The sequence below is a fragment of the Agrococcus sp. Marseille-P2731 genome, from assembly GCF_900117395.1.
Lineage (GTDB): Bacteria > Actinomycetota > Actinomycetes > Actinomycetales > Microbacteriaceae > Agrococcus.
In genome coordinates this window covers 592,923-612,359 of record NZ_FPEG01000002.1, presented here as the reverse complement: position 1 = coordinate 612,359, position 19,437 = coordinate 592,923, and the positions used below count along the sequence as shown (strand labels likewise).

At 71.6% G+C, this 19,437-nt stretch carries 19 protein-coding genes and 3 tRNA genes; 12 read left to right on the top strand and 10 right to left on the bottom strand.

All coding sequences use genetic code 11. The features are described from left to right. Position 1: 1 nt before the first annotated feature. The gene (gene dnaG / locus BQ6202_RS06845; RefSeq protein ID WP_072313686.1) at positions 2–1,852 is read left to right on the top strand and encodes a DNA primase; all 1,851 of its coding nucleotides are present in this window, start codon (positions 2–4) and stop codon (positions 1,850–1,852) included. 40 nt (positions 1,853–1,892) lie between these two features. Here the strand turns inward: dnaG and BQ6202_RS06840 are convergent, their stop codons facing one another. After that, positions 1,893–2,606, bottom strand: coding sequence for a hypothetical protein (locus BQ6202_RS06840; RefSeq protein WP_072313685.1), 714 nt, complete (start codon positions 2,604–2,606; stop codon positions 1,893–1,895). 115 nt (positions 2,607–2,721) lie between these two features. Between BQ6202_RS06840 and BQ6202_RS06835 the strand changes: the two genes are divergently transcribed. Then, a tRNA-Asn gene (locus tag BQ6202_RS06835) sits at positions 2,722–2,794 on the top strand. A gap of 162 nt (positions 2,795–2,956) precedes the next feature. Next, a complete protein-coding gene (locus tag BQ6202_RS14890; RefSeq protein WP_159433621.1) occupies positions 2,957–3,127 on the top strand; it encodes a hypothetical protein in 171 nt (56 codons plus the stop codon). Between the two features lie 51 nt (positions 3,128–3,178). Here the strand turns inward: BQ6202_RS14890 and def are convergent, their stop codons facing one another. Beyond that, positions 3,179–3,742, bottom strand: coding sequence for a peptide deformylase (gene def, locus BQ6202_RS06830; protein ID WP_072313684.1), 564 nt, complete (start codon positions 3,740–3,742; stop codon positions 3,179–3,181). A gap of 42 nt (positions 3,743–3,784) precedes the next feature. Between def and BQ6202_RS06825 the strand changes: the two genes are divergently transcribed. The 4 genes from BQ6202_RS06825 to BQ6202_RS06810 all read left to right on the top strand — a co-directional run bounded on the left by BQ6202_RS06825 (position 3,785) and on the right by BQ6202_RS06810 (position 7,109). Continuing rightward, positions 3,785–4,726 carry a DMT family transporter gene (locus BQ6202_RS06825; protein WP_234946143.1) on the top strand — a complete coding sequence of 314 codons (942 nt, stop codon included), beginning with the start codon at positions 3,785–3,787 and terminating at the stop codon, positions 4,724–4,726. Beyond that, the gene (locus BQ6202_RS06820; protein WP_072313683.1) at positions 4,719–5,918 is read left to right on the top strand and encodes a glycosyltransferase; all 1,200 of its coding nucleotides are present in this window, start codon (positions 4,719–4,721) and stop codon (positions 5,916–5,918) included. The genes BQ6202_RS06825 and BQ6202_RS06820 overlap by 8 nt, the downstream gene beginning before the upstream one ends. A gap of 27 nt (positions 5,919–5,945) precedes the next feature. Further along, positions 5,946–6,019: transfer RNA gene (locus tag BQ6202_RS06815), tRNA-Ile, on the top strand. Between the two features lies 1 nt (position 6,020). Continuing rightward, positions 6,021–7,109 (top strand): alanine racemase, encoded by a 1,089-nt coding sequence (locus BQ6202_RS06810; protein WP_234946142.1) that lies wholly within the window; start codon positions 6,021–6,023, stop codon positions 7,107–7,109. Positions 7,110–7,118: 9 nt separating this feature from the next. Here the strand turns inward: BQ6202_RS06810 and BQ6202_RS06805 are convergent, their stop codons facing one another. Further along, positions 7,119–7,931, bottom strand: a complete 813-nt coding sequence (locus BQ6202_RS06805; RefSeq protein ID WP_072313682.1) for an LLM class flavin-dependent oxidoreductase — start codon at positions 7,929–7,931, stop codon at positions 7,119–7,121. Positions 7,932–7,996: 65 nt separating this feature from the next. Between BQ6202_RS06805 and BQ6202_RS14755 the strand changes: the two genes are divergently transcribed. Both BQ6202_RS14755 and BQ6202_RS06795 read left to right on the top strand, forming a co-directional pair. Further along, on the top strand, positions 7,997–8,830 hold the full coding sequence (locus tag BQ6202_RS14755) for a DUF1684 domain-containing protein (protein WP_072313681.1): 834 nt from the start codon (positions 7,997–7,999) through the stop codon (positions 8,828–8,830). A gap of 184 nt (positions 8,831–9,014) precedes the next feature. Further along, a complete protein-coding gene (locus BQ6202_RS06795; RefSeq protein ID WP_072313680.1) occupies positions 9,015–9,542 on the top strand; it encodes a DUF3145 family protein in 528 nt (175 codons plus the stop codon). A gap of 117 nt (positions 9,543–9,659) precedes the next feature. Here BQ6202_RS06795 and BQ6202_RS06790 read toward each other — a convergent pair whose 3' ends face one another. The 6 genes from BQ6202_RS06790 to aceE all read right to left on the bottom strand — a co-directional run bounded on the left by BQ6202_RS06790 (position 9,660) and on the right by aceE (position 17,173). Further along, positions 9,660–10,895 carry a beta-ketoacyl-[acyl-carrier-protein] synthase family protein gene (locus BQ6202_RS06790; RefSeq protein WP_072313679.1) on the bottom strand — a complete coding sequence of 412 codons (1,236 nt, stop codon included), beginning with the start codon at positions 10,893–10,895 and terminating at the stop codon, positions 9,660–9,662. A 64-nt stretch (positions 10,896–10,959) separates the two neighbouring features. Further along, positions 10,960–11,208 carry an acyl carrier protein gene (locus tag BQ6202_RS06785; protein ID WP_072313678.1) on the bottom strand — a complete coding sequence of 83 codons (249 nt, stop codon included), beginning with the start codon at positions 11,206–11,208 and terminating at the stop codon, positions 10,960–10,962. Positions 11,209–11,244: 36 nt separating this feature from the next. After that, complete coding sequence (locus BQ6202_RS06780) at positions 11,245–12,240, bottom strand: beta-ketoacyl-ACP synthase III (protein WP_072313677.1); 996 nt, start codon at positions 12,238–12,240, stop codon at positions 11,245–11,247. Continuing rightward, the gene (locus BQ6202_RS06775; protein ID WP_072313676.1) at positions 12,237–13,157 is read right to left on the bottom strand and encodes an ACP S-malonyltransferase; all 921 of its coding nucleotides are present in this window, start codon (positions 13,155–13,157) and stop codon (positions 12,237–12,239) included. The genes BQ6202_RS06780 and BQ6202_RS06775 overlap by 4 nt, the downstream gene beginning before the upstream one ends. Before the next feature lie 4 nt (positions 13,158–13,161). After that, on the bottom strand, positions 13,162–14,418 hold the full coding sequence (locus BQ6202_RS06770; RefSeq protein WP_234946141.1) for a PucR family transcriptional regulator: 1,257 nt from the start codon (positions 14,416–14,418) through the stop codon (positions 13,162–13,164). After that, positions 14,405–17,173 carry a pyruvate dehydrogenase (acetyl-transferring), homodimeric type gene (aceE, locus tag BQ6202_RS06765; RefSeq protein WP_072313675.1) on the bottom strand — a complete coding sequence of 923 codons (2,769 nt, stop codon included), beginning with the start codon at positions 17,171–17,173 and terminating at the stop codon, positions 14,405–14,407. The genes BQ6202_RS06770 and aceE overlap by 14 nt, the downstream gene beginning before the upstream one ends. Before the next feature lie 66 nt (positions 17,174–17,239). On the opposite strand from aceE, the gene BQ6202_RS06760 reads away from it, so the two are divergent. Continuing rightward, a complete protein-coding gene (locus BQ6202_RS06760; protein WP_072313674.1) occupies positions 17,240–17,698 on the top strand; it encodes a peroxiredoxin in 459 nt (152 codons plus the stop codon). Positions 17,699–17,701: 3 nt separating this feature from the next. On the opposite strand, the gene BQ6202_RS06755 is transcribed toward BQ6202_RS06760, so the two are convergent. Beyond that, a tRNA-Val gene (locus BQ6202_RS06755) sits at positions 17,702–17,774 on the bottom strand. Positions 17,775–17,832: 58 nt separating this feature from the next. Here BQ6202_RS06755 and BQ6202_RS06750 point away from each other — a divergent pair. Further along, positions 17,833–18,669 carry a Nif3-like dinuclear metal center hexameric protein gene (locus tag BQ6202_RS06750; RefSeq protein WP_072313673.1) on the top strand — a complete coding sequence of 279 codons (837 nt, stop codon included), beginning with the start codon at positions 17,833–17,835 and terminating at the stop codon, positions 18,667–18,669. Continuing rightward, a complete protein-coding gene (locus tag BQ6202_RS06745; RefSeq protein ID WP_083587061.1) occupies positions 18,660–19,400 on the top strand; it encodes a zinc ribbon domain-containing protein in 741 nt (246 codons plus the stop codon). The genes BQ6202_RS06750 and BQ6202_RS06745 overlap by 10 nt, the downstream gene beginning before the upstream one ends. The last annotated feature ends 37 nt before the right edge of the window (positions 19,401–19,437 follow it).

The following is a 19,437-nucleotide window of genomic DNA, read 5'->3' as shown; positions in this document are numbered from 1 at the left end:
CGTGGCAGGGCGGATCCGACGGAGCGACATCGACGAGCTGCGCGCTCGCATCTCGATCGTCGACGTCGTTGGTGAGCACGTCACGCTGAAGTCGGCGGGTGTCGGCAGCATGAAGGGGCTGTGCCCGTTCCACGACGAGCGCACGCCCTCCTTCCACGTGCGGCCGGCCGTCGGCCGCTACCACTGCTTCGGCTGCGGCGAGGATGGCGACGCCTTCCAGTTCGTGATGGCGACGGATCACACCTCGTTCGCCGAGACCGTCGAGCGCTTCGCAGCCCAGCTCGGCTATACGCTGCACTACGAGGACGGCAAGCCGCAGGAGGAGACGAGCGGACGGCTCAGGCTCCTGGAGGCCAGCCGTGAGGCGGAGTCCTACTTCCAGGCGCAGCTGCTCACGCCCGCGGCGGCGCTCGGCCAGCAGTTCCTGGGGGAGCGCGGCTTCGACCTCGCGGCTGCCCAGCGCTTCGGCGTCGGGTTCGCGCCCGCCTCCTTCGACGCGCTGAAGCGCCACCTGCGCGGCAAGGGGTTCAGCGAGGCCGAGCTGCTCGGGGCCGGGCTCCTCAGCGAGGGGCAGCGCGGCAGCTACGACCGCTTCCGCGGCAGGCTCATGTGGCCGATCCGCGACGTCGCCGGTGCGACCGTCGGCTTCGGTGCGCGACGGCTCTCCGACGACGACAAGGGCCCGAAGTACCTCAACTCACCGGAGACGCCGATCTTCAGGAAGAGCCAGGTGCTCTACGGCCTCGACCTCGCCAAGCGCGAGATCGCGAAGGAGCATGAGGCGGTCGTGGTGGAGGGCTACACGGATGTGATGGCCTGCCACCTCGCGGGCGTCACGACCGCGGTCGCCACCTGCGGCACGGCGTTCGGGGTCGACCACATCAAGGTGCTGCGCCGCGTGCTGGGCGACGTGTCGACGACCGACACGCGCTCGCTCGGCCGGGTGATCTTCACGTTCGACCCCGACGAGGCGGGCCAGAAGGCCGCCGCGCGCACCTTCGCCGAGGAGCAGCGCTTCGCTGCGCAGACCTTCGTCGCCGTGCCGCCTGAGGGGCTCGACCCGTGCGACCTGCGGCTCGAGCGCGGCGACGACGCGGTGCGCAAGCTCGTGCAGCAGCGCCGCCCGCTGTTCGAGTTCATGCTGCGGCGGATCGTCGCGGAGCACGACCTCGAGACGGTGGAGGGCCGGGTCGCGGCGATGCGGCGGGCCGCACCGGTGCTGCAGTCGATCCGCGACCGCGCGCTCGCGGACGGCTACGTTCGCACCGTCGCCGGCTGGTTGGGCGTCGCACCCGAGGAGGTGCAGCGCGCGGTGCGCCAGGCCGGGCCGCGCCCGACCCCGACGTCTCCCGGGGCCGCTCCCGAGCATCCGCCCGCTGACGTCGCGCTGCAGCAGCTCGCGCGCGACCCGGCGTCGCGGATGGAGCGGGACGCGATCGCGGCGATGCTGCAGCAGCCGCAGGTGCTCGGCAAGGATCTGGCCGCGCGCGGCGCCTCGGCCTACGTGTCGAACCCCTCGCTCGCCGTCGTGCGCGACGGCGTGCTCGCCTCGCTCGACGCGATCGACGCATCCGACTTCTCCGAGCGCGTGGCCGACACCGTGCCGGCCGAGATCGTGCCGCTCGTGCGCACCCTCGCGATGGCGCCCATCCCGCAGTCGACCGCCGACGGCGTCACCGCCTACGTGCGAGGCATCGTGTCGTCGCTCGTGGACCGCGACATCCTGCGGCGGAAGGCAGAGCTGCTCGGCAGCCTGCAGCGCATGGGGGTCACCGATCCCGAGGCCTCGAAGCGCATGCAGGAGCAGCTGATGGAGCTGGAGCGCGAGCGGCGCACGCTGCGCTCGGAGTGAGGCGCCGATGCCCCGCGCGAGCCGGGGCATCGGCCGCCGGTCAGGGCACCAGGAAGTTGATCTGCAGGTGCTCGATGATCACTTCGTCGATGTGGTCGATGCCGCCGGTGCCCGCGGGGCACATCGCCATGATCGAGCTCGTGGTGCCACCCGACTGGAAGTTGCGGGCATACCAGGCCTTCGCCGGGTCGCCCTCGACCTCCTGGACGATCGAGAGCATCTCGACGGCAGCGCCCTGCGATGCCGAGCGGTCGAGGGTGAAGACGTCCGGATCCCAGTCATCGGGGGAGGAGCTCGACAGCAGGGCGAGCGTCGCTGCCGAGCTCTCGGCCTCGTCGGTCGAGTCGCTGTCCGCGGCGCCCTGGTAGGCCCAGAAGGTGCAGCCGGTCGCCGTCTCGACGACGCTGATGGTCGGGCCCGCCGGGAAGTCGGAGTCGGGCTGCACCTCGAACGCGTCGTCGGTGATGATGCTCGTCTCCCAGCCGCCGACCGTGCCGGGCGGGAGCTCGGTGCCGATCGCGACGAGCTCGGGGATGTCCCCGGGGGCTGCGGATGGAGCGGCTGAGGCCGACGGCGTGGGAGCCGCTGAAGTCTCCGTCGGCGCGCCGCTCGGCGCGGCCGTCGAGGTCGGCGCGCCGCTGGGCGCGCTCGTCGGCACGGCGGGCGGTGTGATGCAGCCCGTGAGGGCGAGCGAGGCGCAGGCCGTGAGCAGCAGCAGGGGTGCGCCTAGGGCGCGGCGGGGAGAGTTGGGCATGCGGTGCTCCTGTGGCGGTAGGCGACCCTGTCTTGCGTCGCAGGCTATCGCGGCAGTCTGCGAGTGTGACCCGGGCCCGCGAGTGATGCTACGATTGACGTCGCTCCCGCAGCGATCCTCGATAGCTCAATTGGCAGAGCAGCCGGCTGTTAACCGGCAGGTTGATGGTTCGAGTCCATCTCGGGGAGCGACAGGCCCTCACCCTTCGGGGTGGGGGCCTTCTTCGTGCGCTCGTGCGGGTCGCCGTCGTGGCCGAGCGCCGCCTCCCGACAATCCTTCGACGGATCTGTGACGAATCATCCCCCGGTGTCGTCTCAGGATGTACGGCCGCGGGCCGGAGGAGGAGACGGATGTCGAAGCGATCGACGATGCTGCAGGTGGATGTGCGACGGGGCGGGGCGGTGCACCTGTGCCCACGGGCGGGCACGCTGGTCGCCGCGTGCTGCGGCCGGGGCGTGCTGGAGCTGCCCGAGAACGATCGGATCACGGAGGACGCCGGGCTGGTCACCTGCCGTCGCTGATGCGCTTCGCCCGCGGTGGTCGTGCCGGCGCGGCAGCAGGAGGTTCGGCGCTCAGCCCTCGAGGTCGTCGACGCCCGGCAGCCAGGCGTTGCCCGCGCCACCCCACTTGTTGCGCTTGATGGCCTTCTGCACGCCCTTCGTGCCGAACGCATCCAGCCGGTCGGCGTAGAGGATGCCGTTCAGGTGGTCGAACTCGTGCTGCAGGATGCGAGCGAGCCAGCCGGAGGCTTCGAGCTCGTAGTGCTCGCCGCGCTCGTCCTGCGCGCGCAGCAGGGCTCGCTCGCTGCGCTTCAGCGCGAAGCGCTCGCCCGGGATGGAGAGGCAGCCCTCCTCCTCGTCGTCGTCGGCGACACCGAGGGGCGGGGAGGAGATCCAGAGCTCAGGGTTGGCGGCGACGCCGCGAGTGCGCACCCCCTCCTCGTCGGTCCAGTCGTAGACGAACAGGCGCGAGCCGATGCCCACCTGCGGGGCCGCGAGGCCGACGCCGGGCGCAGCCTCCATCGTCTCGAACATGTCCTCGACGAGCGTCGCGAGGCCCGCATCGAAGTCGACGACGGGTGCGGCCTCGCGGTGCAGCACAGGCTCGCCGGTGATGCAGATGGGCAGAACGGTCATGTCCTCCAGCGTATCGAGGCCGTTGGGCAGTACGGTCGTCGCGTGCTGTTCACCGCGCTCGACGACCTGGCGGCCGAGATCTCGCTCACGCCCATGCAGGCCCTCGGGATCCCGGTCGCGATCGTGGGCGCCATCTTCCTGTCGGTCGGCACGCAGTTCCAGCACCGCGGCGTCGGCGACTTCGAGGGCGGCGACCAGCGCGGAGCGCACCTCGGCGGCTCTGCGCTGGTGCGACTGCTCAAGAACCGAGCGTGGGTGGTCGGCACGCTGCTGCTCGGCCTGGCGATCGTGCTGCAGCTCGGCGCGCTCGCCCTCGCGCCGCTCATCGTGGTGCAGCCGCTGGGCGCCGTCGCCCTCGTCGTCACCGCGATCCTCAACTCCCGCCTGGCAGGCATCAAGCTCGACCACCGCACGATCCGCGCCATCGCGCTCTGCCTCATCGGCATCGGCATCTTCGTCACGGTCGCGGCGATCTTCGCGATCGAGCGGCCGATCCGCGATCAGCAGCTGCTCACCGTGCTGTCGCTGCTGGTCGTCGCCCTCGTGGGCCTGGGGATCGTCTGGTGGATGTACCGCGCCCGCGCCAACGCGATCTTCTACATCGTCGCCGCTGGCGTGCTCTACGGCTTCGTCGTGACGCTCTCGAAGATCGTCATCAACCGCGTCATCTCCGGCAACTTCGACTGGTTGACGATCGTCTGCGGCGTCGCCCTGGTCGTCGCCATGCTCGTCGGCAGCTACGCCGTGCAGCTGGCGCACGCATCCGGCCCGCCCGACCTCGTCATCGCCGGTCTCACCGTCGTCGACCCGCTGATCGCCGTGCTCATCGGCGTCACCGTGCTCGGAGAGGCGGCTGCGACGCCGCCGTGGGCGATCATCGTCTTCGCCGGCGCCGGTGCCCTCGCCGTCCTGGGCGTGTTCCAGCTCGCACGGCATCACCCACAGATCCGGACGCCCCTGGCGCCCGAGGAGAACAATGACTGAACGCCCCCTCCGCATCCTCATCGCCACCGACACCTTCGCGCCCGACGTCAACGGCGCGGCGAAGTTCACGACGCGGCTGGCAGCGCGCCTGACGGCGCGGGGGCACGAGGTGCACGTGGTGGCGTCTGCGCTCGGCCGCGGCAAGCAGGGCACGAAGGTCGAGGAGCACGAGGGTCAGCGGTTCTCGGTGCACCGCCTGCGCTCCCTGCTCTACCCGGGGCACGAGTGGCTGCGCTTCGCCGAGCCGTGGCGGATGTTCCAGAACGCCGCCTCGCTGCTGGATGCGCTCAAGCCCGACGTCGTGCACTTCCAGTCGCACATCATCCTCGGCCGTGCCTTCTCGACCGAGGCGAAGAAGCGCGGCATCCGCGTCGTCGGCACGAACCACCTGATGTTCGAGAACCTCATGGATCACTCGAACATCCCGAAGGTCCTGCAGGACCAGGCCGTCGACCGGCTCTGGCGCGACGCCGCAGCGGTGCTCGAGCGCTGCGACGTGGTCACGACCCCCACCCGTCGCAGCGCCGACTACCTCGAGCTGAAGACCGGCCTGCGCGGCGTGCACGCGATCTCCTGCGGCCTGCCCGGCGACGAGTACAGCCCGCACCCGGTGCGCCAGCGCGGCGGCATCGTCTTCGTCGGCCGCGTCACGAGCGAGAAGCGCCTCGAGACGCTCGTCCGCGCCGCGAGCCAGCTGCCCGAGGATCTCGCCTGGCACCTCGACATCGTCGGCGGTGGCGATCAGATCGACGAGCTGGCCGCGCTCGCCCGCCAGCTGCACATCGCCGACCGCGTCACGCTCACCGGCTTCGTCTCCGACGCGGAGCTGCGCGAGCGCCTGCGGGGCGCAGAGGTCTTCGCGATGCCCTCGACCGCCGAGCTGCAGTCGATCGCCACCATGGAGGCGATGGCCACCGGCCTGCCCGTCGTCGCCGCCGACGCGATGGCGCTGCCGCACCTCGTCACGGACGGCGTCAACGGCTGGCTGTTCGTGCCCGACGATGCCGCCGATCTCGCGCAGAAGCTCGAGCGCATCCTGCGCCTGAGCGATGAGGAGTACGCGAAGTACCAGCAGCACAGCCTGCAGATGGTCGCGCCGCACGACATCGAGGCGACCATCACGGCCTTCGAGCGCCTGTACCGCGGCGAGCAGATCGCGGACCCCGATACGCACGTGGAGATCGCCGACTAGGCTCGGATGCCGGGCCGCAGGGCCCACGGGGCGGTAGCTCAGCTGGTCAGAGCAGGGGACTCATAATCCCTCGGTCACGGGTTCAAGTCCCGTCCGCCCTACGTGAACGCTGCACCGACGCCGCACCTCGCGATCGACCTCGAGCGGATGCAGGCGAACATCGCCCGCGTCGCCGAGGCTGCCACGGAGCGCGGCATCGCGCTGCGGCCGCACGCGAAGACGCACAAGACCGTCGAGATCGGCCGCATGCAGGTCGCGGCTGGCGCCCATGGGCTCTCGGTCGCCACGGTCGGCGAGGCCGAGGTCTTCGCAGCAGCAGGCCTCGACGACCTCTTCATCGCCTATCCGCTCTGGATCGACGCCGCGAAGGCCGCGCGGCTGAGCGCGATGACCGCGCGGGGCGCGTCGGTCTCGATCGGCGTCGACTCGGTCGAGGGTGTCGCGCGATTGGTGCACGCTGGTCTCGCGGGCCGGGTGGCGGTGCGGGTCGAGGTCGACGCGGGGCACCACAGGTCCGGATGCGCGCCCGCCGCCGCGGGAGAGGTCGCGTCGGCCGCGGCGCGGGCAGGTGTCGACATCGAGGGCGTCTTCTCGTTCCCGGGGCACGCGTATGCGCCCGGCGCGCGAGAGCGTGCCGCGCGCGATGAGGCTGAGGCGCTGCGGGTGGCTGCCGACTCGATGCGGGCGGCGGGGGTGCCGCCGCAGGTCATCTCCGGCGGCTCCACGCCGAGCTTCGCGGCCGCCCTCGAGATCGACTCGCCCGTCACCGAGCTCCGCCCGGGGGTGAGCGTCTTCGGTGACGCCCAGCAGTGGGAGCTCGGCACCATGGCGCCGGAGCACGTCGCGCTGACCTGCCACGCGACCGTCGTGTCGCATGCCGGCGGTCGCCTGGTGCTCGACGCCGGCTCCAAGGTGCTCGGCCCCGACCGCGCCGCCTGGTCGACCGGGCACGGCCGCCTGCTCGACCACCCGGAGGCGCGCATCGTGCAGCTGAGCGAGCACCACGCCGTGGTCGAGCTGCCCGGCGTCACGACGGCAGCGCTCCCGGCGCTCGGCAGCGTCGTGCGCGTCGTGCCGAACCACGTCTGCACGGCCGTCAACCTGGTCGACGAGCTCTTCGTCTACGACCGAGGCGACGATGCAGATCCTTCCGCGCGCTGGAGCGTCGCTGCGCGAGGGCGCAACACCTAACGACGTGCGCTAGCGGATGGCTGCGCCGATCGTCTCCGCGAGCTGCAGGATGCCGTCGCCAGCGTCGGGCTTGCCCTCGGCGTCCATGGCGAGCAGCGGCACCCGCGTCGCGCCGGCCTCGCCATAGGCGGCCGCGAGCTCGCGCACCTGCGCGACCGACGCATCCGCTCGGATCTCGCCGAACTGCACCACCTCGAACGGCCGGTCGGCACCGGCAGCCGCGCGCGCCTCGCCGATGATGCCCAGTGCCTCTCGGGTGCCCTCCGGTCCGCGGTCGCCGACGAGGATCACCCCGTCGCCGAGCTCGCCCGCGAGCGCGAGCGTCTTGGGGCGCTCGGCACCCATCAGCACCGGCGGCGCCGCGTCGAGCCGCCACCGCAGCTGCACGCGGTCGAGCTGCACGTATCGCCCGTCGACGCTCACCTCGTCGCCTGCGAGCAGCGCACGCAGCGCTGTCGCGTACTCCCGCAGCAGCGTCAGCGGCGACGCCGCGCGCACGCCCGCCTGCCCCATCCAGTCGAGCACGCCGTGGCCGATGCCCGGCATGAAGCGCCCGGGGAACATGCGCTCGATGGTCGCGATCTCCATCGCCGCGAGCCCGACGTTGCGCAGCGGCACGGGCAGCAGGCCGATGCCGACCCGCATGACTCCTGTCGCCGCCAGGATCGCGGCAGCTGGCGCGACGCCCGACTCGGCGAAGCAGTCCTCCCAGAGCCAGAGCTCGTCGACTCCCGCGGCCTCTGCGGCGCGCGCGGCAGGCAGCATGCGCTCCGGTGCCAGGTCGGGAGGGAGGATCAGGCCGAGAGCGGGGGATGCGTCCATGCGGCCGACGCTACACGGGCGCGCCCACAGCGCGGCTCGTCAGCGCTGATCGCTACGCTGGATCCATGACCGACGCCCTCGTGACAGCACCCGACGACGCCCAGCGCGAGACCGCCCTCGCGCAGCTCGAGGCGTTCCGCCGCAAGCGCGACCAGACCGTGCGCGCACCGCAGGGCGCGCTCGCGCTCACCACGACCGCGTGGGTCGCTGAGCCGACCGAGGTCGAAGGGGTGCCCGGCACCTGGGCGCCCGCGCCCACGGGCGACGGCCTCCAGGTCACGGCGGATGCGTCGGCCGAGATCGTCGTCGACCGCGAGACCGTCGACGGTGACGCGATCGCCTACAGCCAGAGCTCGATGACGCCCAGCTCCGTGCGCTTCGACGACCGGCGCACGGGCACGGTGATCGGGCCCGACTTCAACGGGCGCTTCGCGCTGCGGGTGTGGGACGCCGAGGCCGCCGACGAGCGCGGCTTCACCGGCATCTCTGCGTTCGACCACGACCCTGCATGGCAGAAGCACGGCACCTTCGAACCGGTGGAGGGTGGCGTCGCGTTCGAGTACGGGAAGTCGCAGGGCGGGTCGCTGCGCACGGCGCTGTCGCCCGGGCGCATCCGGTTCGAGCACGAGGGCGAGCAGGTCGAGCTCGTCGCGCTGCCCGACGGCGACAGCCTGCAGATCGTCTTCGCCGACGCGACGACCGGTGAGGAGACCTACGACGTTGGCCGCTTCCTCTTCGTGCGCCCGCGGCAGGACGGATCGGTCGACCTCGACTTCAACCGGGCGATCATCCCGCCGTGCTCCATGAGCGACCAGTACAACTGCCCGCTGCCGCCGGCCGGCAACCGGCTGCCGTTCGCGATCCGCGCGGGGGAGCAGCGGCCGACGTACGCCGAGTAGGGTCTCGTGACGCGTGCGGCCTGCGGCCGCGCGCTCCTCGACCAGCGGGTGCCGCCGCTCCTCGATCCGCGACGGCGTGCTGCCGAACCACAGCCTTGTCGTTCCTCAGCCGCATGTGGCACACTCAGGATGTCTCGAACACCGTTCGACCGATGGGGAAGTCGCATCGAACGAGGGAGAGACGATGACTGCTGCGAACACGCTCAGACGACGTCCCGCGATCACCACGGGGGTCGTCTGGATCCACGCGTCCCAGCGCGCCCTGCGAACCCACCTCGAGTGGGCCGTCGGCCACGCCGTCGGAGATGCGCTGCGCTTCGTCTGGCAGCCGCAGCCGGCGGAGCCCGGCATGGAGCGCACCGAGGTGCACTGGTCGGGCCCCGTAGGTACCGGCGCATCGATCACCTCCGCGCTCGCAGGCTGGCGCGACGTGCGCTTCGAGGTGACCGAGGACTCCGCGCCCGGTTGCGACGGCATGCGCTGGATGCACACCCCCACGCTCGGCATCACGGGGCAGCGGATCGACGCAACCGGCTCGCTCGTCGTCCCGGAGGAGCGGATCCGCGGAGCCATCGAGGCCGCCGGACCAGACTCGCGCGCCCTCGTCGCCGCGCTGGACGATGCGATGGGCGGCGCGTGGGATCGCGAGCTCGAGGCCTACCGCCGCGCCTCCGACGGCTCGCCCGTCATCGCCCTGCACCGCGTCGGCTGACCACGCGTCGGTCGAGCGCCGCGTCGGCGGTCGCCGACCCCACAGACAGCTGAGGGCCCCGCTGCGTACAGCGGGGCCCTCGGCCATGCCTGCGCCGAGCAGACGGAGGTGCGCGGTTCAGACGGAGCGGATGGCCACCACGGCGTTGTGCCCGCCGAACCCGAACGAGTTCGAGATCGCCAGCTGCGGGCCCTCGCCGAGCGGGATCGGCGTCGGCGCGATCTGCAGCGGCGCATCCGGATCCTGCTCCGTCACGTTGATGGTCGGCGGCGCAGAGCGCTCCACGAGCGCGAGCGTCGTGAAGACCGCCTCCAGCGCGCCGGTGCCGCCCAGCAGGTGCCCGTGCGCGGCCTTCGTCGCAGAGACCGGGATGTCGCGCACGCGCTCGCCGAAGATGCGGTGCAGCGCGCGCACCTCCGCCACGTCGCCGACAGGCGTCGACGTCGCGTGCGCGTTGATGTGCGTGACGTCGTCGGCCGTGGCTCCGGCAGCACTGAGGGCGAGCTCGACAGCGCGGCTCGCGCCCTTGCCCTCCGGCTCGGGTGCGGTGATGTGGAACGAGTCCGCGGTCACGGCGCCGCCGGCGAGCTCTGCGTAGATCCGGGCGCCGCGCGCGAGCGCGTGCTCCTCGGTCTCGAGCACGAGCGCCGCTGCGCCCTCGCCCATCACGAAGCCGTCGCGCGTGATGTCGTAGGGCCGGGATGCGGTGGCAGGGTCGTCGTTGCGACGCGACAGGGCCTGCATGGAGGAGAAGGAGGCGAGCGTGATCGGGTGGATCGCCGACTCGCTGCCGCCCGCGATCACCGCGTCGGCGAGCCCTGCCTGCAGGTGCTCGTAGGCGTTGACGAGGGCCTCGGTGCTCGAGGCGCACGCGGAGGCGACGGTGCGTGCGTAGGCACGCGCCTCGAAGTGCATGGAGATCGCCGCAGAGGGCGCGTTCGGCATGAGCATCGGCACGGTCATGGGCATGACGCGCCGAGCGCCCTTCTCGCGCAGGGTGTCCCAGGCGTCGAGCAGCGTCCACAGCCCGCCGATGCCGGTCGAGAAGTCGACGCCGAGGCGCTCGGGCTCGATCTCGGGCGAGCCCGCATCCGCGAACGCCTCCTTGGCCGCGATGAGGGCGAACTGGCTCGAGGGGTCGAGCCGCTTCCAGACCGGGCGCTCCAGCACCGTGTCGGGCCGCACCTTCGCCTCGGCGGCGAAGGTGACGGGCAGCTCGTACTGGTGCACCCAGTCGTGCTCGAGGCTGCGTGCGCCGGATTCGCCGGCGAGCAGCGCCTCCCAGCTCTCGCGCGCGGTGCCGCCGAGCGGCGACGTCGCACCGATGCCGGTGATGACGATCTTCTTCGTCATGCCTGTCCTCCAAGATGCCGCGTGCGGCCGGTCACCCGGCCGCACGCGATCGCAAGAGCGGTCCTCAGGCCTGTGCGCCCGTGATGTAGTCGACCGCGTCCTGCACGGTCTTGAGGTTCTTGACCTCGTCGTCGGGGATCTTGACGTCGAACTTCTCCTCGGCGTTCACGACGATCGTCATCATCGAGATCGAGTCGATGTCGAGGTCGTCGGTGAACGACTTCTCGAGCTGCACGTTCTCGGTCGCGATGCCGGTCTCGTCGTTCACGAGGTCGGCGAGCCCGGCGAGGACCTCGTCCTTGGTGAATGCCATTGGGTGTCTCCTTCTGATGGATTGGACGGGATGAGTCTAAGGGAGCACGACGACCTGGGCGCCGTACACGAGCCCGGCGCCGAAGCCGATCTGCAGCGCGAGGCCGCCCGAGAGCTCCGGCTGCTCCTCGAGCAGGCGGTGCATCGCGAGCGGGATGGAGGCCGCCGAGGTGTTGCCGGTGGTCGCGATGTCGCGCGCGATGGCGACCGTGTCCGGCAGCTGCAGCTGCTTCGCGAACTCGTCGATGATGCGCATGTTGGCCTGGTGGGGGATGAACGCTGCGAGGTCGCCGGGCTCGAGGCCAGCCGCCTCGAGCGCTTCGCGCGCCTTCTTGGCCATCTCCCACACCGCCCAGCGGAAGACCGTCGGACCGTCCTGCCGCAGCGTCGGCCACGCCGCGCCGTCACGCATCGACCCGAGCGTGTTGGTCATGCGGATGGTCTCCCAGTGGGAGCCGTCGGAGCCCCAGACCGAGGGGCTGATGCCCGGCTCGTCCGCTGCGCCGATCACGACCGCACCGGCGCCGTCGCCCAGCAGGAAGCTGATCGACCGGTCGGTCGGGTCGACGACGTCCGAGAGCTTCTCGACGCCGACGACGAGCACGTGCTCTGCCATGCCGCTGCGCACGAGCGCGTCGGCCTGCGCGACGCCGTAGGCATACCCGGCGCACGCCGCCGAGATGTCGAATGCGGGCGCGGGGGTCGCGCCGATGCGCTCGGTGAGCAGCGCAGCCATCGACGGCGTCTGCACCGTGTTGCTGATGGTCGAGATGATCACGGCGTCGATCTGCGATCCCTCGAGCCCTGCGCGCTCGAGCGCTTCGCGAGCCGCCGCCTCTGCCAGGTCGACGGCCTCCGAACCGTCCGACACCCGGGCGCGGGTGATGATGCCCGTGCGCTGCCGGATCCACTCGTCCGAGGAGTCGATCGGGCCGACGAGCTCGTCGTTGGGCACCAGGCGGTCGCCGCGCGCGGCGCCGACCGAGAGGATGCGCGACCCCGCGCGCGTGGGAAGGCTCGTGATCTTGCTCATGCTGCCGCTCCGGTCTCCAGCAGCGCTGCCGCTGCCTCCAGGTCGTCGGGGGTGGTGATGCCGACCGAGGGTACGCCGCGCAGGCCGCGCTTGGCGAGCCCGGTGAGCGCGCCAGCGGGGGCCAGCTCGACGATGCCCGTGACGCCGGCGTCGGCGAAGGCCGCCATGCACAGGTCCCACCGCACCGGGCTCGAGACCTGGCCGACGATCAGCTCGAGGTACTCGACGCCGGATGCGACGGTGCTGCCGTCGCGGTTCGTCCAGAGCGTCGAGCTCGGGTCGGTCGCCGTGGTCGCCGCCGCCTTCGCGCGGAAGCGCTCGACAGCCGGGGCCATGAAGTGCGTGTGGAAGGCGCCGGCCGTCTGCAGCGGGATCACTCGGGCGCGCTCGGGCGGTGCCTCGGCGAGGGCTGCGAGCGCGTCGAGCGCTCCCGCGACGACGATCTGGCCGCCACCGTTGTAGTTGGCGGGCTGCAGGCCGAGCTCGGCGAGGCGCGCTTCGAGCACCGCTTCGTCGGCACCGAGCACCGCCGCCATGCCCGTCGGGGTCTCGGCCGCCGCATCCGCCATCGCGCGCGCTCGCTCGCCGACGAGCGCCATGGCGCTCTGGGCGTCGAGGACGCCGGCTGCGACCGCAGCGGTGATCTCGCCGACCGAGTGGCCGGCGAATCCCGCGGCGCGAGAGGCATGCTCGCCGAGCGCATCGAGGGTCAGGATGCCTGCGGCGACGATGAGCGGCTGCGCGACGAGCGTGTCGCGGATGGTGTCGGCGTCGGAGACCGTGCCGTGCTCGACGAGGTCGATGCCGGCGGCGTCGCTGAGCGCGCGCAGGCGCTCGGGCACGCCGGGGAGCTCGAGCCAGGGGGAGAGGAAGCCGGGCTTCTGCGAGCCCTGGCCTGGGGCGACGATGACGATCACTGACTCATCCTCCCACCGCGCCACTGCCTCGGGCGGCATGCCCCTTGGCCTGTCGCTGGGCCCGATCGCGGCTCGCGTCGTGGATGGAGCCGAGGATGATCGCGGTGTGCAGCGCGAGCGCCTCGCGCGCCCCCGTGGCGTCCCAGCCGATGATCTCGCTGATGCGCTTCAGGCGGTAGCGCACGGTGTTCGGGTGCACGAAGAGCTCGCGGGCGGTGGCCTCGAGCGACCTGCCCGTGTCGAGGTAGCAAGCCAGTGTCACGAGCAGATCGCTCGAGTGGTCGCGGAGCGGCTGGTAGATGCCGCGCACGAGCTCGGTGCGGGCCAGCGGGTCGCCGGCGAGCGCCCGCTCGGGCAGCAGGTCATCGGCGCGCACCGGCCTCGGCGTGCGGCGCCAGGCGTCGGCGACCGCGAAGCCCGCCAGCGCCGCCTTCGCGCTGCGCGCGGCCTCGACGATGCCCGGCACGGCCGGACCCAGCACGAGATGTCCCTCGCCGAAGCCCTCCGCCAGCTGAGAGGCGATCGCCAGGAACTCGATGGGGGCGTCTGCGGTCTCGTCGTTCTCGGCTGACCTGCCGATCACGACGACGAGCCGCGTGCCCTGCACCCCGACCAGCACGTCGCATCCGGCGTGCCTCGCCTTGCGGCGGACGACGTCGACGTCGAGCGTGCGCGGGGCCAGCCCGACGAGCACGGCGCACTCGCCGCGGCCGTGCCACCCGAGCGCTGCGGAGCGGCTCGGCAGCTCGTCGTCGTGCTCGCCCGTGAGGATCGAGTCGACGACGAGCGCTTCGAGCCGCGCGTCCCAGAGGCCTCGCGACTCGGCGGCGCGGGCATAGACGTCGGCGGCGGCGAAGGCGATCTCGCGCGAGTAGCGCAGGATCGGCTCGCGCATCGCCGGGTCGGCGTCGCCGATGCGCTCCTCGAAGACCGCCACCACCGTGCGGATCAGCTGCAGCGTCTGCTGCAGGCTGACGCTGCGCAGGAGCTCCCTGGGCGCCGCCGCGAAGACGTCGGCGGCGATCCAGGGCTGCGCCTCAGGGTCTTCGTGCCAGGCGATGAAGGAGGTGATCCCCGACTGCGCGACGAGTCCGACCGCGCTGCGACGAGACGGCGGCATCGTGCGATACCAGGGGAGGCGGTCGTCGAGCGCCCGTGTCACCTGCGTCGAGAGATCGCCGGAGATGCGCCGCAGCCACGCGAGCTGCTGCGCCTTCAGGGTCTCCTGCTCCGTCAGCGTCAGCGCCTCAGGCGTCGCCACCGGCAGTGCCGGAGACGCCCGCGTTCACGTCGTGCAGGCGGTACTTCTCGATCGCCTGCTGCACCATGCCGAGCGGCACCTTGCCCTGCTTGGCGAGCGCGTCGAGGGCGCGCACCACGACCGAGTGGCTGTCGATGGTGAAGAAGCGGCGAGCGGCAGCGCGGGTGTCGGCGAAGCCGAAGCCGTCGGCGCCGAGCGTCGCGTAGTCGCCCGGCACCCACTCGCGGATCTGATCCGGGACCGCGCGCATGTAGTCGGTCGTCGCGATGAACGGGCCCTCGGCCTCCGACAGGCGCTGCGTGACGTAGGGCACCTTCGAGTCGGCCTGCGGGTGCAGCCAGTTGTGCTCGTCGGCGGCGATGCCGTCGCGGCGCAGCTCGCTCCAGGAGGTGACCGACCAGATGTCGGCCGAGACACCCCAGTCGCTGCCGAGCAGCTCCTGCGCGTGGTGCAGCCATGGCAGGGCGACGCCCGAGCCCAGCAGCTGCACCTTGATCGGGTGGTGGTCGCTCACCGAGACGCGGTGGATGCCGCGGCGGATGCCTTCGACGTCGACGCCCTCGGGCTCGGCGGGCTGCACCATCGGCTCGTTGTAGACGGTGAGGTACGTGATGACGTTCTCAGGCTGCTCGCCGTACATGCGCTCGAGGCTCATCTGCACGATGTGCGAGATCTCGTAGCCGTAGGCCGGGTCGTAGGCCAGCACGGCGGGGTTCGTCGACGCGAGGAGCGGCGAGTGGCCGTCCGCGTGCTGCGTGCCCTCACCGGCGAGCGTCGTGCGACCGGCGGTGGCTCCGATGAGGAAGCCGCGCGAGAGCTGGTCCGCCGCCGCCCAGATGGAGTCGCCCGTGCGCTGGAACCCGAACATCGAGTAGAAGACGTAGATCGGGATGAGCGGCTCGCCGTGCGTCGAGTACGACGTGCCGGCGGCGGTGAAGGCCGCCATCGCGCCGGCCTCGTTGATGCCGACGTGCACGATCTGGCCGTCGGGCGCCTCGCGGTACTTCAGCAGCAGGTCGCGGTCGACCGAGGTGTAGTTCTGGCCCTTGGGGTTGTAGATCTTCGCCGTCGGGAAGAACGCGTCGATGCCGAAGGTGCGCGCCTCGTCAGGGATGATCGGGACGATGCGGTCGCCCCAGCCCTTGTCGCGCAGCAGGTCCTTCAGCAGCCGGACGAACGCCATCGTCGTGGCGACCTCCTGCTTGCCGGAGCCCTTCTTGGGCATGTCGTAGGTCTTCGCCTCCGGCAGCGGGATGATCGTGTGCTTCGCGCGGCGCTCCGGCGTGAAGCCGCCGAGCTCGCGGCGGCGCTCCAGCATGTACTGCACCTCGGGAGCATCCGTGCCCGGGTTCCAGTACGGCGGGTGGTACGGGTCGGCCTCGAGCTGCTTGTCGGAGATGTCGAGCTGCATGGCGTCGCGGAAGTCGCGCAGGTCATCGAGCGTGAGCTTCTTCATCTGGTGCGTGGCGTTGCGTGCCTCGAAGCTCTTGCCGAGGCCGTAGCCCTTGATCGTCTTCGCGATGATGACGGTCGGCTGGCCCTTGTGCTCGGTGGCTGCCTTGTAGGCGGCGTAGACCTTGCGGTAGTCGTGTCCACCGCGCTTCAGCGCCCAGATCTCGTCGTCGCTCAGGTGCTTGACCATCTCGAGCGTGCGCGGGTCGCGGCCGAAGAAGTGCTCGCGCACGAACAGCCCCGACTCGGCCTTGTAGGTCTGGAAGTCGCCGTCAGGCGTCGCGTTCATGAGGTCGCGAAGGGCGCCCTCGTGGTCGTTGTCGAGCAGCGAGTCCCACTCGCGGCCCCAGACGACCTTGATGACGTTCCAGCCCGCGCCGCGGAAGAACGACTCGAGCTCCTGGATGATCTTGCCGTTGCCGCGCACCGGGCCGTCGAGGCGCTGCAGGTTGGCGTTGATGACGAAGTTGAGGTTGTCGAGGCCATCGTTGGCCGCGAGCTGCAGCGCGCCGCGCGACTCCACCTCATCCATCTCGCCGTCGCCGAGGAACGCCCAGACCTGCGAGTCGGCGACGTCCTTGATGCCGCGGTTCGCGAGGTAGCGGTTCGCCTGCGCCTGGTAGATCGCGTTGATGGGGCCGAGGCCCATCGAGACGGTCGGGAACTGCCAGAACTCCGGCATCATGCGCGGATGCGGGTAGGAGGGGATGCCGTCGGAGGCCTTCGACTTCTCCTGCCGGAAGGCGTCCATCTGCGCCTCGGTCAGACGGCCCTCGAGGAACGCGCGGGCGTACATGCCGGGGGAGGCGTGGCCCTGGTAGAAGATCTGGTCGCCGCCGTCGGGGGCGTCCTGGCCGCGGAAGAAGTGGTTGAGGCCGACCTCGTAGAGCGCAGCCGACGACGCGTAGGTGGAGATGTGACCGCCGACGCCGATGCCGGGCGCCTGTGCGCGGTGCACCATGATCGCGGCGTTCCAGCGGATCCAGCGGCGGTAGGTGCGCTCGAGCTGCTCGTCGCCGGGGAACTCGGGCTCGTCCTCCGCGGCGATGGTGTTGAGGTAGTCGGTCGTGGGCACCATCGGCACGCCCAGGTGCAGCTCCTTCGAGCGCTTGAGCAGGCTGAGCATGATCTCGCGGCCGCGCTGCGGACCGTGCGCCTCGACCAGCTGGTCGAGCGACTCCTGCCACTCCGCGGTCTCGCTCGGGTCTGCGTCGTTCGTGTGGCCCGAGTAGGGGTCCTGGTCGTTCAGCACCGAAGCTCCTGACGTCGATCTGGAGGCGCGCCTGGGTGTCGGCGCCCGCATCCTCCACCCTATCGACCGCGGGTGCCACGATGGGTGCACCTACGAGCACCTGCAGAGAGGACGCGCATGGCACTGCAGATCGGCGACCAAGCCCCCGACTTCACGCTCACCGACCACACCGGCGAGGCGGTCACGCTCTCGGAGCTGCGCGGCACCCCGGTCGTGCTGGTCTTCTACCCCCTCGCGTTCACCGGCCGCTGCACGGGGGAGCTGTGCTCGATCAGGGACGAGCTGGCCGACTTCGAGGGCGCGAGCGCGAGGGTCTTCGGCGTCTCGGTGGATGCGGCGGCATCGCTCGCGGTCTTCCACGAGCAGGAGCGCCTCGGGTTCCCGCTGCTGAGCGACTTCTGGCCGCACGGTGCGGTCGCAAAGGCCTACGACGCCTTCCTGCCCGAGCGCGGCGTCGCGACGCGAGCGACCTACGTGATCGACGCCGACGGCAGGATCGCGGCGCACTTCAGGGTGAGCCCCTCAGAGACGCGCGACATGGCGGCCTATCGCGAGGCGCTCGCGCGGCTCCGCTAGCGGTGGGCGGTGCCGGGCTCGAACCGGCGACCCCTTCGGTGTAAGCGAAGTGCGCTACCAGCTGCGCCAACCGCCCCTTCGGCCATCCTGCCACCCGTCCGGGACGCCCGCCGCGCATCCCTAGGATGGAGCGCATGACCAGCGTCGCCGATGTGCAGCTGGCGGTGGAGTCGCTCTGGCCCGCCGCCACCGCAGAGGACTGGGACGCCGTGGGGCTCGTGGCCGGTGATCCGGCCGATGGCGTGCAGCGCATCCTGCTCGCCGTCGACGCCGTCGGCGCCACCGCCGCCGAGGCGGTCGAGCGCGGCGCGGATCTGCTGCTGGTGCACCACCCGCTGCTGCTGCGCGGCGCGACCAGCGTCGCCGCCACGACGCCAGCCGGGCGCGTCATCACGCGGCTCGTGCGCGAGCGCGTCGCCCTGCTCGCCGCGCACACCAACGCGGACGCCGTCGACAGGGGCACGAGCGGCGAGCTGGCCTCGATGCTCGGCCTCGTCGACGTGCAGCCGATCGTCGTCAACCGCGTCGACCCCTCCAAGGGGCTCGGCCGGGTGGGCGATCTGCCCGAGCCCGTCGCGCTCCGCGACCTGGTCGAGCGGCTCGCCGGACTCGTGCCGGCCGTCGCGGGAGGGCTGCGCGCCGCGGGCGATCCGGAGCGCCCGGTCGCGCGCGTGGCGATCTGCGGGGGCGCGGGCGACTCGCTGCTGCGCGAGCCCGCGGTCGCCGCCGCCGACGTCTACATCACGAGCGACCTGCGCCACCACCCCGCGTCGGATGCGCGCGAGCGTCATGAGGCGGGTGACGGTCCCGCGCTCGTCGACGTCTCGCACTGGGCGAGCGAGTCGCTGTGGCTGCGGCCGGCGGCCGAGCAGCTGCGCCAGGCGCTGCCCGGCGTCGACGTCATCGTGAGCGAGATCAGGACAGACCCATGGGACTTCGCGGTCCCGCAGGAGGAGCAGGCATGGCACTGAAGGCGACCAACCAGGATCAGCGGCGGCTGCTGACGCTGCAGGAGGTCGACACGCGCATCGTGCGGCTCACCGGCAAGCTCAAGGCGCTGCCGCAGACGAAGCGCATCGACGAGCTCGATACCGAGCTCATGCGGCTCGATCGCACGGTGCTCGAGCGCCTCGGCGAGCACGACGACATCGGCGCTGATGTCGCGCGCATCGAGAACGACGTGCAGACCGTCGAGGCGCGGCTGCAGCGCAACCGCGACCGGCTGCCGGCGATCACCGACGCGAAGGTCGCGACGGCGACCGAGCACGAGATCGTCACGCTCGAGAAGCGGCGCAGCGACCTCGAGGACCTCGAGCTCGAGGCGATGCAGCGCCAGGAGGATGCGGCGGCTGCGCTCGCCGCCGCACGCGAGGCCGCCCACAGCGCGCGCTCCGAGCGCGAGCGACTGGCGGGCGAGCGCGACGTCGAGGCGGCCGGGCTCCAGGGAGAGCTCGAGCAGGCGCGCGCCGAGCGCGGCGATCGCGCCGCGACGGTGCCTGCCGAGCTGCTCGCGCTCTACGACCGCCAGCGCGAGCGCTACGGCATCGGGGCCACCCTGCTGCAGCACCGCACGTCCACGGCGTCCGGCGTCGAGCTCACCTCGTCCGAGCTGCACGAGATCCGCCAGGCCGGCGAGGACGACGTGCTGCTGGATCCGAACTCCTCGGCGATCCTGGTGCGCACGGAGGAGAGCGGGATCTGAGCCGCGCAGGATCCCGCCTCCCGAGCGGGCCCGAACC

Bases quoted from the DNA above. Each gene is read 5' to 3' on its own strand.
- def (WP_072313684.1), bottom strand. From the start codon at position 3,742: ATGACCGTTCTGCCCATCTGCATCACCGGCGAGCCTGTGCTGCACCGC.
- BQ6202_RS06805 (WP_072313682.1), bottom strand. From the start codon at position 7,931: ATGGACGCATCCCCCGCTCTCGGCCTGATCCTCCCTCCCGACCTGGCA.
- BQ6202_RS06840 (WP_072313685.1), bottom strand. From the start codon at position 2,606: ATGCCCAACTCTCCCCGCCGCGCCCTAGGCGCACCCCTGCTGCTGCTC.
- BQ6202_RS06745 (WP_083587061.1), top strand. From the start codon at position 18,660: ATGGCACTGAAGGCGACCAACCAGGATCAGCGGCGGCTGCTGACGCTG.
- BQ6202_RS14755 (WP_072313681.1), top strand. From the start codon at position 7,997: ATGACCGACGCCCTCGTGACAGCACCCGACGACGCCCAGCGCGAGACC.
- BQ6202_RS06780 (WP_072313677.1), bottom strand. From the start codon at position 12,240: ATGAGCAAGATCACGAGCCTTCCCACGCGCGCGGGGTCGCGCATCCTC.
- BQ6202_RS06795 (WP_072313680.1), top strand. From the start codon at position 9,015: ATGACTGCTGCGAACACGCTCAGACGACGTCCCGCGATCACCACGGGG.
- BQ6202_RS06790 (WP_072313679.1), bottom strand. From the start codon at position 10,895: ATGACGAAGAAGATCGTCATCACCGGCATCGGTGCGACGTCGCCGCTC.
- BQ6202_RS06760 (WP_072313674.1), top strand. From the start codon at position 17,240: ATGGCACTGCAGATCGGCGACCAAGCCCCCGACTTCACGCTCACCGAC.
- BQ6202_RS06750 (WP_072313673.1), top strand. From the start codon at position 17,833: ATGACCAGCGTCGCCGATGTGCAGCTGGCGGTGGAGTCGCTCTGGCCC.
- aceE (WP_072313675.1), bottom strand. From the start codon at position 17,173: ATGCGGGCGCCGACACCCAGGCGCGCCTCCAGATCGACGTCAGGAGCT.
- BQ6202_RS14890 (WP_159433621.1), top strand. From the start codon at position 2,957: ATGTCGAAGCGATCGACGATGCTGCAGGTGGATGTGCGACGGGGCGGG.
- BQ6202_RS06820 (WP_072313683.1), top strand. From the start codon at position 4,719: ATGACTGAACGCCCCCTCCGCATCCTCATCGCCACCGACACCTTCGCG.
- BQ6202_RS06785 (WP_072313678.1), bottom strand. From the start codon at position 11,208: ATGGCATTCACCAAGGACGAGGTCCTCGCCGGGCTCGCCGACCTCGTG.